Annotated in this window: 17 protein-coding genes; all 17 read right to left on the bottom strand. The window is 47.0% G+C overall.

Translation table 11 applies throughout. The annotated features are described in order from the left end of the window. Positions 1-204: 204 nt before the first annotated feature. Positions 205-882, bottom strand: a complete 678-nt coding sequence (gene radC, locus G496_RS0117220) for a RadC family protein (protein WP_027180364.1) — start codon at positions 880-882, stop codon at positions 205-207. Positions 883-1,151: 269 nt separating this feature from the next. Continuing rightward, complete coding sequence (gene holA, locus G496_RS0117215) at positions 1,152-2,138, bottom strand: DNA polymerase III subunit delta (RefSeq protein WP_027180363.1); 987 nt, start codon at positions 2,136-2,138, stop codon at positions 1,152-1,154. Between the two features lie 97 nt (positions 2,139-2,235). Next, positions 2,236-2,742 (bottom strand): LPS assembly lipoprotein LptE, encoded by a 507-nt coding sequence (lptE, locus tag G496_RS20760; RefSeq protein WP_027180362.1) that lies wholly within the window; start codon positions 2,740-2,742, stop codon positions 2,236-2,238. Positions 2,743-2,854: 112 nt separating this feature from the next. Next, positions 2,855-5,353 carry a leucine--tRNA ligase gene (gene leuS, locus G496_RS0117205; RefSeq protein WP_027180361.1) on the bottom strand — a complete coding sequence of 833 codons (2,499 nt, stop codon included), beginning with the start codon at positions 5,351-5,353 and terminating at the stop codon, positions 2,855-2,857. A gap of 68 nt (positions 5,354-5,421) precedes the next feature. Next, a complete protein-coding gene (gene nusB / locus G496_RS0117200) occupies positions 5,422-5,883 on the bottom strand; it encodes a transcription antitermination factor NusB (protein ID WP_027180360.1) in 462 nt (153 codons plus the stop codon). A gap of 359 nt (positions 5,884-6,242) precedes the next feature. After that, entirely contained in the window at positions 6,243-6,713 is a 471-nt protein-coding gene (gene ribH / locus G496_RS0117195) for a 6,7-dimethyl-8-ribityllumazine synthase (protein WP_027180359.1), read from the bottom strand. Positions 6,714-6,727: 14 nt separating this feature from the next. Beyond that, positions 6,728-7,951 (bottom strand): bifunctional 3,4-dihydroxy-2-butanone-4-phosphate synthase/GTP cyclohydrolase II, encoded by a 1,224-nt coding sequence (locus tag G496_RS0117190; protein WP_027180358.1) that lies wholly within the window; start codon positions 7,949-7,951, stop codon positions 6,728-6,730. A gap of 229 nt (positions 7,952-8,180) precedes the next feature. Beyond that, complete coding sequence (locus tag G496_RS0117185) at positions 8,181-8,834, bottom strand: riboflavin synthase (protein WP_027180357.1); 654 nt, start codon at positions 8,832-8,834, stop codon at positions 8,181-8,183. Beyond that, positions 8,835-9,956: a bifunctional diaminohydroxyphosphoribosylaminopyrimidine deaminase/5-amino-6-(5-phosphoribosylamino)uracil reductase RibD gene (ribD, locus tag G496_RS0117180; RefSeq protein ID WP_156900692.1), complete on the bottom strand. Its 1,122-nt coding sequence runs from the start codon at positions 9,954-9,956 to the stop codon at positions 8,835-8,837. Beyond that, positions 9,946-10,407: a deoxycytidylate deaminase gene (locus tag G496_RS0117175; protein ID WP_027180355.1), complete on the bottom strand. Its 462-nt coding sequence runs from the start codon at positions 10,405-10,407 to the stop codon at positions 9,946-9,948. The genes ribD and G496_RS0117175 overlap by 11 nt, the downstream gene beginning before the upstream one ends. Before the next feature lie 189 nt (positions 10,408-10,596). Then, complete coding sequence (glyA, locus tag G496_RS0117170) at positions 10,597-11,835, bottom strand: serine hydroxymethyltransferase (protein WP_027180354.1); 1,239 nt, start codon at positions 11,833-11,835, stop codon at positions 10,597-10,599. Positions 11,836-11,876: 41 nt separating this feature from the next. Continuing rightward, complete coding sequence (gene fabF / locus G496_RS0117165) at positions 11,877-13,115, bottom strand: beta-ketoacyl-ACP synthase II (protein ID WP_027180353.1); 1,239 nt, start codon at positions 13,113-13,115, stop codon at positions 11,877-11,879. A gap of 122 nt (positions 13,116-13,237) precedes the next feature. Beyond that, positions 13,238-13,468, bottom strand: a complete 231-nt coding sequence (locus tag G496_RS0117160) for an acyl carrier protein (protein WP_027180352.1) — start codon at positions 13,466-13,468, stop codon at positions 13,238-13,240. 29 nt (positions 13,469-13,497) lie between these two features. Further along, positions 13,498-14,241: a 3-oxoacyl-[acyl-carrier-protein] reductase gene (gene fabG / locus G496_RS0117155; protein ID WP_027180351.1), complete on the bottom strand. Its 744-nt coding sequence runs from the start codon at positions 14,239-14,241 to the stop codon at positions 13,498-13,500. 179 nt (positions 14,242-14,420) lie between these two features. Further along, positions 14,421-15,410 (bottom strand): beta-ketoacyl-ACP synthase III, encoded by a 990-nt coding sequence (locus tag G496_RS0117150; protein ID WP_027180350.1) that lies wholly within the window; start codon positions 15,408-15,410, stop codon positions 14,421-14,423. Positions 15,411-15,814: 404 nt separating this feature from the next. Further along, positions 15,815-16,849 (bottom strand): phosphate acyltransferase PlsX, encoded by a 1,035-nt coding sequence (plsX, locus tag G496_RS0117140; RefSeq protein WP_027180349.1) that lies wholly within the window; start codon positions 16,847-16,849, stop codon positions 15,815-15,817. Further along, a complete protein-coding gene (rpmF, locus tag G496_RS0117135; protein WP_027180348.1) occupies positions 16,842-17,021 on the bottom strand; it encodes a 50S ribosomal protein L32 in 180 nt (59 codons plus the stop codon). Before rpmF ends, plsX begins: the two co-directional genes overlap by 8 nt. Between the last annotated feature and the right edge of the window lie 45 nt (positions 17,022-17,066).

Here is a 17,066-nt window from a genome sequence, read left to right as displayed (position 1 = left end):
ATTTCAGCAGTGCTGCCGCACTGCACCTGCGGAACAATTTAGTTCCGGAGTTATCAGGTCTTAGGCCCGGTCTTAAATTTTAAGCCGCTGAGCTGTATTTTCGATCCGGGTTTTGAAGAACACCTCGGTAACATTGCCTGTAACTACCAAATGACAGCTTCTAAACATTGTGTCCTCCTTTTTTGAATCCGTTAATTGTGGAATCTAAATTCTGCCTGCTTCCATAAAACTGTAATATCTATCTTTTGTGACGACGATATGATCCATCAGCCTGATATCCAGACTCTTGCAGGCTGCTGAAATTTCCTGCGTCCTCACGATGTCATTGCGCGAAGGAGTCGGGTCGCCGCCGGGATGGTTATGGGCGAGGATGACTCCGCTGGCTCCGTATTTGAGAGCCATGGCAACTATTTCCCTCGGGAAAACAGCTGTTTTGTCAACCGTGCCACGGCTTATCATTTCCCAGCATATCACCTTATTCCGGGTGTTGACCAGAGCAACCCAGAATTGTTCTATGGAAAGATTGCCAATTCTTGCCATAGCGGCTCTGGCGACAGCTTCAGGGGAAGACAGTTCCTCGTTGCTGAATATCGGTTCTTCAGCAATTCTGGTCCAAATCTCTCTGAGAAGTTTAAAACTTGTCAGAACTCCCGGCCCCACACCTTTAATTTTCTGCAGGCGTTCGTCAGAAGCATTTAAAACTCCGCCAAGCGATTTGAACTCTTCAAGCAGCTCCTTGGCTATGGGCTTGGTGTCGCATCTGGAAAGAACCTGCCCCAGTAAAAGTTCCAGCAGTTCGTAGTCTGCCGGGGATTCAGGGTTTTTCAGCAGCTTTTCTTTCAGCCGCTGCCTGTGTCCGTAATAATGGGGTTTCTTTTCCATATGTTAAGCAGTAATTCACTTACGGCAAGTCCTGCCGATGGTATAAAATTAAAAAAATACACTTAGACTGATTTTTTGCGGCCTGTTCACGGTTTCTTAAAGAAATAAACTTTATGTTTTACCAAAGCAAGCGGATTAAGGGGTATAAATGGGCAAAAAAATGCCTTTTTGATGATAAAAAGAGCAAATTAGTAGCTGAAAAGGTGTTTTTGAGGATAAAAATGACCTATTTTATGAGCTGTATGATGGACTTGTCTGTAAATAAGGTCTTAGCGGCGAATATTTCTGGCTGGCGGTGCAAATAATGTTGTCAAAGAGGCCACCATAAGTTCCAGTGCCTGTTCGGGTTTTCTATTACCGGACTTTATTCCCAGCTCGGCTTCAAGAACAATGTCGAAAATCCGTGCAACTCTGGCCGGGCCTATTCTTCGGGCCAGTGCTTCCTTCTTATTACGGATAAAGGCGGGCATCTTAACTTCGGAACCTTCTCCGTTAAGAATCATCCAGAGTGAGCGAGCTTCACGCGTCAGTGATGCTGCCAGAAGAAAAAACATGGAATCTTTTTCGGTGTGGTTGGTAAGCACCCGCTGCCAGAGAGAAACCGGGTCTCCGCCCTGAGATAGACGATCCATGAAGGTGAAGAATTCCATTTCCTCATTAAAAGGAATTACTTCAAGGTGTTCGTGTTCAAGAACTTTTTCATCACCAGCCGCAAGCTCCATTTTATCGAGCTCCAGCCGGGCTGCACGGGCATCACGGGGCAGAGCGGAACATAAGGCCTGCTGCACTCCGTTTTGAAATGAAATTCCAGTCTGTCTGGACCAGTCATTTACAAATTTCTTAATGGTATTTTCATCAAGACCGGGAGAAGCCCATACCCATTTCTGTTTTTCAGCATGCTGCCAGCATTTTCTGCGTTTTACTACAGCCGGGAGAGCCTGCTTTTTACCTTTCCATTCTCCCTCGAGGCACAAAAACAGCATGGAGCTGTCACTGAGACCGGAAACGGCTTTATCAAGACTGTCCCATTGGGCGGCCTTCAAAGTGTGGGCTTTGCGGAGGATAACTGCTTTTGAACCGCCGAAAAGAGTCTGTAATGTAAGATCGTCCCAGAATTGAGGAGAAAGATCATCTTCAGCCCAGTAAACTTTTTTTTCAAAATCTGAATTTCCCGGAGCGGAAAGAATTGAATTTATCTGTTCATGCAGCATTTGTGCATCAGGACAGATAAGGAACATATATCCTGGTCTTGACATCCAAACTCCTGCCTGTCTGCTGACAGACAAAAAATTATATTTTTGAAGGCGGTTCAGCCCTGTTCAGCTTTAATTACTTGGGCAAATAACCTGCTGATTAATAGGCCTGATTGAGTCTGTCTACAAGTCTACGTGACATCAGCTTTACAACCAGCTGCTGAGTTGCAGGCTCGTTGTTGGGCAAATAGCTTTCGGAAACTTCCACCGTTCCTGAATTCCAGATAGTCCTTCCATCAGTTGGATTGGTAATGGACATCTGTACCCGAAGGGTTTCCTCGTATTTGAGGGTTTCATCCTTGTCACCGCGGATTCCGTTAGAGTCCTCAAGGCTGATTATTTTGAGATTGATGAGAGCTTCGGCTTCAGCTTTATCTACCCACTGAAGTTGGCCCCTGTTAGTGATTTCATCCCTGATTTGAGAACGCATCGCCGGCTCAAGCCAACGGTCGAGAGTGGGGTTTTTTACTTTGCCGAAGGATACTTTCGTAAATCCTTTGGAAAGCATGTTGGGCTGAGTGGCGGAATTCTGATAGCCGCATCCTGCAAGGACGAAAATGAGCAGCATGAAGGCAGTAAGTCTTTTCATTGTTTTAAGGATCTGCATGCGAGTATCTCGATATATCCGCCTCGGCGGGTTGAGGTTCAATTGTAATATTTTCGTTATTGATAGACCGGAGGATATATTATCCCCCGATCTACAATATCAAAAACAATATTTAATTAGCTACGATGTTCACCAGTTTTCCGGGAACAACTATAACCTTTCTGATTGTTTTGCCTTCAGTATGTTTGACCACGTTTTCGTGATCAACAGCCTGTTTCTTGATTTCTTCTTTGTCAGCGGAAGCCGGAACGGACATCTTGCCACGCATTTTGCCATTAACCTGAAGAATGATCAGCAGCTCATCTGTTTTCAGTGCTTCTTCATCATATTCAGGCCATGAAACCTCACTCACGCAGCCGTTGTAACCGATTTTGTTCCAAAGCTCTTCACAGATGTGCGGAGCCATTGGAGAAAGGGCTACCAGAGCCGAGGATACTGCTGATGACAAGGCGAATTTGCCGTCATCAGTTGAGACCAGCTTATCTTTGAGTGAATAGAGTTCATTTACCAGCTCCATAACCGCTGCAATTGCAGTGTTGAACTGGAATTTGTTCTGCATGTCACTGCTGACTCTACGAATGGTGTCATGCTCCTTGCGGCGAAGATCCTTAGCATCGGAAGAAAGCTTGATTCCTTCTGGAGCGGCACAGGCACCGACCGGAGCGAGCTTTCCTTCCAGATCTTCCACAAGTCTCCAGATTCTGTTCAGGAAACGGAAAGAACCTTCAATTCCCTGATCACTCCATTCAAGGTCTTTTTCCGGCGGAGATGCGAAGAGAATGAAAAGTCTGGTAGCATCAGCTCCATACTTTTTAATCATGGCACTGGGGTCAACCACATTGCCTTTTGATTTTGACATCTTGGAGCCATCTTTAAGAACCATTCCCTGAGTAAGCAGGTTGGCAAACGGTTCAGAGAGGCCGGTGTAACCTTCATCACGCAGAATTTTGGTGAAGAAACGCGCATAGAGCAGGTGGAGAATAGCATGTTCAATACCACCGATATACTGGTCAACCGGCATCCAGTAATCAAGACCTTTGCGGTCGAAAGCTCCATCTTCTTTGCGGGCGCAGGTGTAACGCAGGAAATACCATGATGATTCTACAAAAGTATCCATGGTGTCGGTTTCTCTGCGAGCCTCGCCGCCGCATTTGGGACAGGTTGTTTTGTAAAATTCTTCCATCTGCGGAAGTGGAGAACGTCCGTCTTCATTCATAACGGCATTCTCAGGGAGAACGACCGGAAGGTCTTCAGAAGGAACGGGTACAACTCCGCATTTGTCACAATATACAACCGGGATAGGTGCACCCCAGAATCTCTGTCTGGAAATATTCCAGTCCCTGAGGCGGTAGTTGATAGCTTTTTTGCCTTTGCCGCTTTCAGCAAGGTAGTCAACTATTGCGGCTTTTGCTTCTTCATTGGGCATGCCGTTGAATTTTTCAGAATTTACAAGATTTCCGGGGGCGGAATAAGCCTCGGTCATCTTTTCTACATCCAGAGTTTCATTTTCCGGAGAGATAACAATCTGCATGGGCAGATCATATTTTCTGGCAAATTCAAAGTCGCGCTGGTCATGGGCTGGCACAGCCATTACGGCACCTGTTCCGTATCCCATGAGAACGAAGTTTGCGACGTAAATAGGCATTCTGCGTCCGTTAAGCGGATTAATACAGTATGCCCCGGTGAAAATACCTTCTTTTTCAAGATCGTCTGATGAGCGCAGGAAACGGTCCATGTTAGTAATTTTGTAAACAAAATCACGAACCTTGTCGGCATCAGCGTAGCCTTCGATAAGTTTTTCAACCATCGGATGCTCGGCTGCCACACTCATGAAAGTTGCACCGTAAAGGGTATCCGGGCGGGTGGTGAATACGCTGATGGTCTCTTCGCTGCCTTCAATCTCGAATTTAAGCTCAGCACCAACGCTCTTGCCTATCCAGTTTTTCTGCATGGCAAGAACCCTGTCAGGCCAGGAACCTTTGAGGTCTTCAAGGCTTTCAAGAAGTTCATCAGCATAATCAGTGATTCTCATAAACCACTGCTCAAGCTCTTTCTGCTCGACGGGAGTATCACAACGCCAGCAGAGTCCGTCCTCAACCTGCTCGTTGGCAAGAACTGTATGACAGGTCTCGCACCAGTTTACAGGTGATTTTTTGCGGTAGAGCAAACCCTTTTCAAGAAATTTAAGAATAAATTCCTGCTCCCACTTATAATACTTGGGGTTGCAGGTCGCTATTTCCCTTCTCCAGTCATAGGAAAAGCCGAGCCGTGAAAGCTGGCTGCGCATGTCATCTATGTTTGCGTATGTCCATTCAGCCGGATGGGTTTTGTTTTTTATAGCCGCGTTTTCTGCGGGCAGACCGAAAGCGTCCCAACCCATTGGATGCATGACGTTGAAACCCTGCATTCTTTTGTAACGGGCGACAACGTCACCTATTGAGTAGTTGCGGACGTGTCCCATGTGAATTTTTCCCGATGGATAGGGAAACATTTCAAGGACATAATATTTAGGTCTGGATTCATCGGTTTCAACATGGAATGTTCCTTTGTCGGTCCATGTTTTCTGCCATTTTTCTTCAATCTGATCCGGATTGTATTTTCCGAAGCCCATTTGAATTCCCTTGTAGCTTTCCTCGAATAAGGAGTTCCTGTTACTTTATACTGTCGGCCTGAAGTCTTCTAAAAATTCTTGAGGTCGCCGAATTTGCCGTTGTCTATGTCTCTGGCGATGGCGTCCAGTATTCCGTTGATAAAATTGCGGGAGTTGCCGTCACCAAATTTTTTGGCCAGCTCTATTCCTTCATTGATCGCGACTTTAAGCGGGATATCCGGCATGCTCAGCAACTCGAAAACTGAAAGTCTTAAAATTGCAAGCTCGACTTTAGCTATCCTTTCAAGTTTCCAGTGCTTCGAATATTTTGAAATAGTTTCATCCAGCTTGCCCAAATCCTTGCAGGTTCCAAGAAAAATCTGACGTGCAAATGTCACGACATCTTCGTTTGTTTCCTGCAACACAGCGGGACTGAGATTATAAATCCTTTCAGGAGTCCAGCCACCTTCAGGGGGGACAAAACTGATACCGTAGAGAACCTGAAAGGCAACAATCCGGCCTTTTCTGCGTACACCTTTATTCTGAGACATTTATTATTCACCAGCTCCGATAAATGTTTGTACGGAACTTAAGATACATTTAAATTGTTATTTAAACAACAAACAGACACCCCGTTATCCGGAAATATCGAAAATCCGGTACAGCGGGGGGCTTATTGTACGATATCACCGCGGACTTAATAAGGTCATGGCGGTGTTGTTGCTTCTGTTTTATTCAGGCCTGTTGATCATGAAGGGGCAGACTAAGGCTTCGCTTCAAGATATTTTAGGCCTTGTCAGTTGCCTTTAAAACGGAATTTTCCTTAAAGGGCATCCTGCATATTTTAAGCGGAACTGCCGCCGGCAGTTGCTGGCAGCAGTTCCGTATAATTCTTTTTAATATTTCAAGGCTAGATCTGTTCAACAACCCTGACGGTTTCGAGAACTGCTGAAGCAGCTTCAACACCTTTGTTACCACCCTTGGAACCGGCACGTTCGATTGCCTGTTCGAGAGTATCGGTAGTCAGAACTCCGAATCCGATAGGCAGGGAGTACTGAAGGCTAACATGGGCAATGCCTTTTGCGCATTCGTTGGCAACAAAGTCGAAGTGGGGGGTGGAACCGCGAATAACAGCTCCGCAGCAGATTATTCCGTCAAATCCACCTTTGGCAGCCAGTCTCTGAGCAACTACGGGCATTTCAAATGCACCGGGAACCTTGATAATTGTGAGATTGTCCTTGCTGCAACCGTGGCGTGCAAGATAATCCACAGCTCCGCCGACCAGCTTATCAACGATAAAATCGTTGAAACGGCCTGCGATAATGGCAAATTTCAGTTCTTTAGCGTCAAGCTGACCTTCAATGGTTTTAATATGATGCATTATATTGCTCCGAATTATTTTTTCAGACCGTCTTCAAGATGATCAAGAAGGTGGCCCATTTTTTCTTTTTTGGTTTTAAGATAGCCGAGGTTTACAGCACAAGCGTCCATTTCAATGGGGATTCTTTCGGTTACCTGAAGTCCGTATCCTTCCAGACCGACAATCTTTTTAGGGTTGTTGGTCATGAGTTTCATTTTGGTAACTCCAAGCTGAACAAGAATCTGTGCTCCGGTTCCGTATTCGCGCAGGTCAGGCTTGAATCCAAGTCTTTCGTTGGCTTCAACAGTATCGCAGCCGAGGTCCTGAAGGTGGTAGGCTTTGATTTTATTTCCGAGTCCGATACCCCGGCCTTCCTGACGCATGTATAAGAGAACACCCTTACCGGCATTATGGATCATGCACATTGCTGCTGAAAGCTGATCTCCGCAGTCGCATCTCATTGAGCCGAAAACGTCTCCGGTCAGGCATTCGCTGTGAACACGTACGGGGATGGATTCTCCGGGGATGATGTCTCCCATGCAAAGGGCAATGTGGGTACGGTTGTCTTCGTCTGAATGGAAAGCAACAGCTTTGAAATGACCGTATTTAGTCGGCAGGTCGGCTTCGGCAATACGGGTTACGGTATGCTTGCCGAATTTCATGCGGTAACTGATAAGATCAGCAGTGCTGCATATTTTGAGGTTATGCTTTTCAGCATATTTTTCGAGGTCAGGCATACGGGCCATGGTTCCGTCATCTTTCATAATTTCGCAGATGACTCCGGCAGGACGCAGCCCGGCAAGACGTGCAAGGTCTACACTGCCTTCGGTCTGTCCTGCTCTGACCAGAACTCCGCCGTCTCTGGCACGCAGTGGAAATATGTGACCGGGAGTAACTATGTCTTCCGGTTTGGCTTCTTCGGATACAGCGGCAAGAATGGTGGTTGCCCTGTCCTGAGCGGAGATTCCGGTGGTAACACCGTTTCTGGCTTCAATGGAGAGGGTGAAATTGGTGCCGAACTGGGATTCGTTACGTTTGGTCATAAGCGGCAGCTGGAGGCTGTCCACCATTTCTCCGGACATTGCAAGGCAGATCAGTCCGCGACCGTGTGTCGCCATGAAGTTGATGGTTTCAGCGGTTACTTTTTCCGCAGCGCAGACAAGATCACCTTCATTTTCCCTGTCTTCATCATCGACCATGATGACCATCCGGCCTTCACGCAGATCCTCTATCGCTTCTTCAATGGTGCATAACGGCATTTATAGTTACCTCTTATTCATTCCGCAACGCGGAGAAAGTATTTCAAAGTAGCGGATTTCAGTCCGCATTTCATATTAAGTCTTTATCCGTTTCCATGTCTGACTTAATGTCAGAAATGTGTTCTTACATTAAAATGTCAAAAGGGTGAATCCTGAAAAACAATCTTGTAAAAAATTAATTAATACAGATAGTTATTCTTGTAAAAAAATGAAAACATACTGTTTAAGGCTAAAATCCGTTCTCACGGAGAAAGTCCATGGTCAAACCGCTGTTAACAGCATCCTCTTTTTTTGTTGGATTCCATGCTGAAAGCATGTTGAAAACGTATTTACCGATTACATCGGTTTCCATGTTGATTTCATAGCCGGGAGCCCATTTGGAAATAGTTGTCTGCTGACTGGTCTCGGGAATTATGTTTACCTTGAGATAATTATTTCCGCATTTATTAACTGTCAGGCTTATTCCGTCCAGAGCAACAGAACCTTTGGCAACAACGTATTTTCCCTGCTCTTCGGGGAATGAAATTTCGTAAATTGTGGATTCGCCGGCATTGCTTATGGATTCAACTTTTGCAATGCAGTCAACATGCCCGCTGACAATATGCCCGCCGAGCCTGTCTCCTACAGCCATTGCTCTTTCGCAATTAACAGTGGAACCGGGTCTTAAACCGCCCAGGTTGGTCCGGTTAATGGTCTCGGCACTGGCATAACAACTGAAGGAACTGCCACTGAATGTCTCCACTGTCAGGCAGGCTCCGTTTATGGCTATGGATTCGCCTTTAACATAGTCGCTGATATCTGTTGCTATGGTAAATCTGGTTTCCTTTCCGCGCGTTTCTATCCTTTCCACGCGTCCCATTGTCTGTACCAGTCCGGTGAACATTTAAGAATCCTCAGGTTTAAAAATTATTTTCAGGTCAGGACCGCTTTTTTCAAAACTGCACATTCTAAAATTTACGGTCTCAGCCATGCTTCCGGCTTTGCCCCCGGAAAATACAGGAACTCCGTTTTCGTTGCCAAGAATTCTGGGAGCCTGAAACCAGACCAGCTCATCACAGAGTCCTGCTGAAACAAGACTCATGGCCAGTTTGCCGCCACCTTCGCAGAGGGTACGCAAAATTCCGTGGTCTGTGCGGAGTTTTTCCAGTCCGATCTTTAAATTAAGACCATTTTCAGAATAGGGAAGGCCTGTAACTTCAATTCCTTTTTCACGCAGCTGTTTTGCCGCATTGGAGCACGCTGTTTCTTCATCTGTCCAGAAAATGGTTTCGCTGAATCTCGCGGATATGGCTGTGAGTTCGCTGTCAGCTTCAGGTAGTCTGGAGGTCACAAATACCGGGCGTGGCTGAATAAAATCTTCCGGCAGATTCGGCTTGCGGCAGGTTAGCCCCGGGTTATCCTGATACAGGGTATTGCCCCCGACTATTATTGCGCCGACAATAGCCCGTAAATTCTGGACCTGTGCAAATGATTCCGGGCTTGATACAGCTTCCGGTTTTCCCTCCGGTCCGGCTATGCGTCCGTCAAGTGTGGAAGCCATTTTTACAATGGAATAGGGGCGTGCGGTTTTCTGCCAGACAATAAAGTCAGATATCAAATCAAGACATTCTCTTTCAAGAATACCGGTTTGAACAGTGATTCCTTTTTCTCTCAGGAATTCAACACCTCCGGCAGCAACGGCATTGGGGTCTCTGGCTCCTACAACTATATGCCGGATGCCTGCTTCTATTATGCCCTGAGTACATGGCGGAGTTTTTCCGTAATGATTGCAGGGTTCAAGTGTCACATACATGGTGCAGGCTGTCATATCGACGCCTTTTTTTCTGGCATCGGCTATACATTCCCGCTCGGCATGCAGTCCCCCGCAGAAGTGGTGCCAGCCCTCGGCCACAATTTGACCGTCGCTGACCATTACCGCTCCCACACACGGGTTGGGGGCGGTATGCTCCCGTCCCTGCGCAGCAAGCTCTACGGCACGGGCCATGAAAATTTCATCACTTGTCATAGTCAATCTTGAGAAGCTCATGCTTTATGTTTGCTTCTTCCAACATTTTTTCTGCAAGTTCGTCAGGATAGCTTTCGGAATAGTAAATTGCACTTACACCCACGTTAATAAGCATTTTAGTGCAGATAAGGCAGGGTTGGGTTGTGCAGTATATTTCCGCACCTTGAAGCTTGATACCGTGAACAGCTCCCTGAATGATTACATTTTGTTCAGCATGCAGTCCGCGACAGATTTCGTGGCGCTGTCCGGATGGTATTCCAAGAGTTTCGCGCAGGCAGCCGACATCGGCGCAATGGGCAATATCAGATGGCGGACCGTTGTAACCGGTTGCTAAAATTCGTTTATCCTTTACTGCGATCGCACCGACTTTACGTCTGATACAAGTGGCTCTTTCCGCCACAAGGTGGGCGATGCGCATGAAATATTCGGGCCATGGAAGTCTGTTGTCCATTTGAAGCTCCTGAGCTGTCGCTTGATTAAAGTCCAATTATCGACTGTTGAAAAGCAATATACATGTCAGCCATGAACAAGGGCAGATTTTTTTACCTGCCCATTTAATTTGAAACGGGTCCGGGGATCAAACCCCGGACCCGTCTATGTCAATAACATGTTCGGCCACAGGCCGATCTCAGAATCTGAATTAGTAGGCGAAGAGAGGGAATTCGCGTGCAAATGCAGCAACTTCCTTGCTTATTTCGCCAAGTCTGGATTCGTTATCAAGAGACTCCAGAGCTGCGGTAATCCAGCCGCCGACTTTAACCATTTCATCTTCTTTCATTCCTCTGGTTGTCAGGGCCGGAGTTCCGATACGGATTCCGGAAGTAACAAACGGGGAGCGGGTTTCAAATGGAATGGTGTTTTTGTTGACGGTGATACCAGCTTTATCAAGTGCTATCTCGGCATCTTTACCGGTGATATCCTTGTTGGTCAGGTCAACCATCATGAGATGGTTGTCTGTTCCACCGGAAACAAGCTCGAATCCTGCGGACATGAGTGTTTCAGCAAGCTTGCCTGCATTGGCTACAACCTGTTTCTGATAGTCAACAAATCTCGGTGAAAGAGCTTCATTGAAAGCAACAGCTTTTGCAGCAATCACATGCATGAGCGGTCCGCCCTGAATGCCGGGGAATATATTTGAGTTCAGAGATTTTTCCTTGTCTTCGGAAGAAAGGATCATACCGCCGCGAGGGCCTCTGAGAGTTTTGTGTGTGGTTGTGGTGGTGTAGTGTGCATGCTCGATGCAGGAAGGATGAATTCCGGCAGCGATCAGACCGGCAATGTGAGCCATGTCTACCATCAGTACCGCACCTACTTCATCAGCAATCTGACGGAAGCGGGCAAAGTCGATAACACGCGGGTACGCACTGGCACCGGCTATGATCATCTTGGGCTTGTGTTCTTTGGCAAGCTCAAGAACGTTGTCATAGTTTATGGTTTTGGTATCCGGATCTACTCCGTAGGAAACTATATTGAAAAGTTTACCGGAGAAGTTCACCGGACTTCCGTGTGTAAGGTGTCCGCCGTGGGAGAGGTCCATACCGAGAACTGTATCTCCGGGCTTGAGTGCCGCGAAGTAAACAGCCATATTGGCCTGAGAGCCGGAGTGAGGCTGAACATTGGCGTATTTCGCGCCAAAAAGTTCTTTTGCTCTGTCACGGGCAAGGTCTTCCGCAACGTCAACAAATTCGCACCCGCCGTAATAACGCTTTCCGGGATATCCTTCAGCGTATTTATGAGTCATTACACTGCCCATGGCCTGACGAACCGCAGTGGAAGTAAAGTTTTCCGAAGCGATAAGTTCAAGTTTGGTCATCTGGCGGTCGACTTCGCGGGATATGGCGGCCGCAATAGCCGGATCTTTCATCATTAGTTCTTCCATGGCGAACTCCAGATTTGTATTGTTTTGGCCTTTAAAGAATTTTAGTTCTCAAATTTTTTGAAAAGTATGCAGGCATTTGTGCCGCCGAAGCCGAACGAGTTGCTCAGCGCGTATTCGGCCTGCTTTTCTCTGGGGCCTTCCTTGCAGTAATCAAGATCACAATCGGGATCAGGATCAGTCAGGTTGATAGTTCCGGGGATTATACCGGTTTCAAGAGTTTTAACTGAAAATGCAGCTTCAACTCCACCGGCAGCTCCCAGCAGATGACCTATCTGAGACTTGTTCGCTGCGATTGCGATTTCCTTTGCATGTTCGCCGAACACGGATTTGATCGCAGTTGTCTCACAGAAATCGTTCAGTTTGGTTGATGTTCCGTGAGCGTTGATGTGATCAACAGCGTTGGCAGGTATGCCGGCTTCACGAATAGCGTTTTCCATGGCAAGAGCCATTCCGCTGCCGTCTTCCGGCGGAGCAGTCATGTGGAAAGCATCTGATGAAGCACCGAAGCCTACGACCTCGGCAAGTATTTTGGCACCGCGTTTCTGGGCATGATCAAGGGATTCGAGCAGTAAAAGTCCGCATCCTTCACCCATTACAAAACCGTCACGGCCGTTATCAAACGGGCGGGAGGCTTTGGTCGGATCTTCATTGCGGGTGGAGAGAGCTTTTAAAGCAGTAAAACCGGCAAAGCCAAGAGGCGTTACCGTTGATTCAGCTCCACCGCAGATCATGACATCCGCGCGGTCAAGTTTAATATCTGTATATGCTGTGCCTATGGCATGGGTGCCTGAAGCGCAGGCTGTGCTGATGCACAGATTCGGTCCTCTGGCCCCGGTGAAGATGGATACCTGTCCGGCAGCCATATTGGCGATAATAATCGGAATGAAGAACGGAGTGATTTTTTTGGGTCCGCTCTTCATGAGTTTGTCGTGCTGGCCTTCAATGGTTTCAAGACCGCCGAGACCAACACCGATATTAACACCGGCACGTTTGCATTCATCACCTTCCAGTTTGATTCCTGTCTGCTCAACAAGCTGCTGAGCTGTGGCTACGGCAAACTGGGTGAAACGCTCCATGCGTTTTACCTGCTTTGCGGGGATATATTCTTTAGGATCGAAATCCTTAACTTCCCCGGCAATGCGGGATTTGTATTCCGTTGCATCAAACTGGCTGACTGGGACAATACCGGATTTACCTTCGAGAAGGTTTTTCCAGCTGGTATCTATATCGTTACCAATAGGGGAGATGGCTGATACGCCTGTTACGACAACCCTTTTCATTGTATTTGAGCCTGTGGGATTTGGAAGGTTTCAACTAGGCATGGCAAATGAAAAAAGGAGCGCCTTACACCGGTTGCAGCAAGGGTAAGACGCTCTATCATAAGCCTAGTAAGACGTGTATGCTACTGCTTGCTTTCAACAAAGCTGATAGCGTCTTTTACTTTGAGAATTTTCTGTGCATCTTCGTCTTCGATTTCAACATCAAACTCTTCTTCCATGGCCATGATCAGTTCTGTCAGGTCAAGAGAGTCTGCACCGAGATCTTCTACGAAGGAAGCTTCTTCTTTAACTTCTTCTTCACTTACACCAAGCTGGTCTACGATAATACCTTTTACTTGTTCAGCTACGGACATTTTGCCCTCCAAATCATTTTTGGTTTTGTCTACATGTACATTCCGCCGTTGACGGCAATAACCTGTCCTGTAATATAGCCGGATTTTTCCGACGACAGGAAAGACACGGCATTTGCGATGTCTTCAACGGAACCTAGTTTCCCGAGTGGAATATTATCCAACATCATCTTAACCTGATCTTCGGTCAGCTTTGCTGTCATATCCGTGTGTATGAAACCCGGAGCAACAGCATTAACTGTGATATTACGCGAAGCAAGTTCCTTTGCGGCAGACTTGGTCAGTCCGATCAAGCCGGACTTTGCTGCAGAGTAGTTGGCCTGTCCGGGATTTCCCGCCTGTCCGGACACGGAAGTGATGTTTATTATCCTGCCATTTTTCTGTCTGACCATTACTTTGGCTGCTTCACGCAGAATGGTGAAAGCCCCGGTCAGATTTATATCAAGTACTTTATCCCAGTCCTGATCTTTCATGCGGATGAGAAGCCCGTCGCGGGTAATTCCGGCATTATTAACCAGAACATCGAGGCTGATTTTGCCTTTAATCTCATCTTTGAAAAAAGAAGCAACTGCTTCACGGTCAGAGGAATCCAATTTAACTGCACGGGCCGTTACGCCTGAAGCCTCAATTTCCTGACAGACCTTTTCAGCTTCATCAGGGCGGCTGACGTAAGTTATGATGACGTTAAAACCGTCATTGGCGAGGGCTTTTGCGCATGCTGCGCCTATTCCTCTGGACCCGCCTGTAACAAAGGCGGTGCTTGGCAGATCACTCATTATCATTATCCTCTGGTTCGGTAACTGATCATGCGTCTCATAGCCTAAAGCGGCGATGACTGCAAACTTATTATGTTAAAAAACCGTAACCCTACAATGATGAATGTAAGTTTCGGTTTAGCCTGTAAAATGCAATGTTGTTTACGAGTATTAATACAGTCTGTTAAATTTACACCGTATTAAAACTGCAAAAGAGCGGAACCCCAGGTGAGGCCTCCGCCGAAAGTTGTAACCAGAACCAGATCACCTTCTTTAATGGCGCCTATTTCTTTTGCTTCTGAAAGTGCAATAGGGATTGACGCCGCTGAGGTGTTTCCAAATCTGGATACATTCGAGAAAACTTTTTCCACCGGAATTGAAAGTTTTTTACCCACAGCTTCAATAATGCGCTGATTAGCCTGATGGGGAACCAGAACGTCAACATCATCAGTGGTGTAGCCATGTCTTGCAAGTACTTCTTTTGAAATGGATGCCATGTTGCGTACGGCATGTTTGAAAACTTCACGTCCCCGCATTTCAATAAAGTATTCTTCGCCGACATTGTCACCAAGATGGTAAGGAAGAGCTGATCCGCCGCCCTTGATGGCGAGTGCCATGCTAAGAGCTCCATCTGCGCTGATTACGACATCAAGCAGCTTGCCATCGTGTTCAGCCCCGTCATCACCGGTCAGGACTGCAGCTCCTGCCCCGTCACCGAAAAGGACACAGGTGGAGCGGTCTTTCCAGTTTACCCGGCTGGTGAGTATTTCACTGCCGACAACCAGTATTTTTGATTCAGGGTGCAGTGCGATGAAAGCCCTTGCTGTTTCAAGTCCGTAAACAAAGCCTGAACAGGCCGCAGCAATATCCATGGCTGCTTTCTGTTTTATGCCGAGTCTTTCCATGAGCAGGCAGCTTGCGGAAGGCAGGGGCCTGTCACCGGTAAAGGTGGCAACTATGATGTGGGTGAGGTCATCGGCTTCAAGACCTGCTTTTTTGAGTGCTTTGAGAGAAGCTTCGTATGCAAGGTCGACGCATGTTTCGTCTTCGACAATATGGCGGTTGGAAATACCGGTGCGGGAGGTGATCCATTCGTCTGAAGTATCGACGATTTTTTCGAGATCCTGATTGGAAAGTATTTTTTCAGGGACGTGATGTCCAAGTCCCTTGATGTGGACGTTGATGCTCATAGATGAGTTCCTGTTTACGGGCAGGTACTGGTCTCAGGCCCGGAATATTTAGACTTTGATATGACCCGATAGCTGCCACCTTGAATAAGGCTTCAGCCGTATCATCGGGGTAGTAATGCGCGGCCTGTAGCAATCATTTTTTTTATAAAATGGTGTCTGCCGGCATTGTCATACTATCTGTAAAACAACATAGCAGGCGTTTTAAAGCTGATCTTTACAATCAGGTTTAAAAGCCTGGCTCTGGTCATGTTTCCCGGTACCGAAAAAGTGGAGTCCGAAATGATCCCTGAAAAACTGAGAAGACGTGTGCAAGAACACTGCATGGAAAAAACAGGATCGGTTATCTGGTTGATAGAGAATCAGTAAACAGGTTCAGTATCAGCGTAGCAAGGCAGGAAACCGGATCAGCTGTCACATGAATGCATTACAGTCATGTTGCTATGTTCGGCAAGCCCTTCCTTGAGGTGTGTTACCGCGTCGTTTTCCACAAATTTCGAGGCCATTTCAATGGCTCTCTCAATAGCTCTTGAGTCAGCTTTTCCGTGGCAGACAAGTGCAATTCCGTTAAGCCCCAGAACTGGAGCCCCACCGTATTCAGACTTATCAACCAGACGGGCAAAACGTTTGAAAGCTTTCATTGCCAGCATGGCTCCGATTTTGGAAACGAGGTCCCTCTTGAGTTCGCCTTTCAGAATGCTGCTCAGGCTTTTAGCCAAGCCTTCCGAAAGTTTAAGGGCAACGTTTCCGACAAAACCATCGCAGACAGCCACATCAACATCGCCTGTGAAAATATCCCTTCCCTCTATATTGCCTACAAAGTTCAGGGAAGATTTTCTCAGCATTTCATAAGAAGTTCGTACCAGGGAGTTGCCTTTGCCTTCTTCTTCGCCAATGGTCAGAAGTCCGACTTTCGGATTCTCAATACCAAGTACATCTTTTGCCAGCACATCAGCCATAAGGCCATACTGGAAAAGATGTTCCGGTTTGCAGTCAACATTGGCTCCAACGTCTATCAGAACCATAGGACTCTTTTCGGTAGGCAGAATTCCTGCCATACCGGGACGGAGCACTCCTTTGATTCTGCCGATGGTAAACATACCGCAGGCTACAGTTGCTCCGGAATTGCCGGCACTGACGACTCCGTCAGCATGGCCGTCCCGGACCAGTCTGCATGCAACCTGAATAGACGAATCTTTTTTTTTGCGCAGGGCTTCTGATGGTTTGTCTTCCATAGTCACAATCTGTGACGCATGAACAACTTCAATATCGCATGACCCGGTATCGAGCTTATCAAGCTCGGACCGGATCATATACTCGTCACCTGTTAAGATGACTGGAATACCCTGTTTTGCGGCGTTAACCGCTCCCGGAACTACTTCCGAAAGTCCGTAGTCGCCACCCATGGCGTCTACAGCAATACGGGGCGATTTTTTATGCATCGGAAGATTCTGTTACCTGACGACCATTGTAGGTTCCACATGCTGAGCATGCTCTGTGAGGCAGAACAGGTTCGCCGCATTCGCAATAAATTACGTTGGGTGCAGCTACTTTGTCGTGTGATCTGCGCATATTTCTACGTGACTTGGATGTTTTTTTCTTGGGTAAAGCCATGACGGTCTCCTGAAATTAGTTTAATCCGGTACTGTGTGTCCGGAA

The organism is Maridesulfovibrio bastinii DSM 16055 (genome assembly GCF_000429985.1).
Taxonomy (GTDB): Bacteria; Desulfobacterota; Desulfovibrionia; order Desulfovibrionales; family Desulfovibrionaceae; genus Maridesulfovibrio; species Maridesulfovibrio bastinii.
Note: the sequence above shows the minus strand (reverse complement) of the source record. Positions and strands in the feature narration are given on the sequence as shown.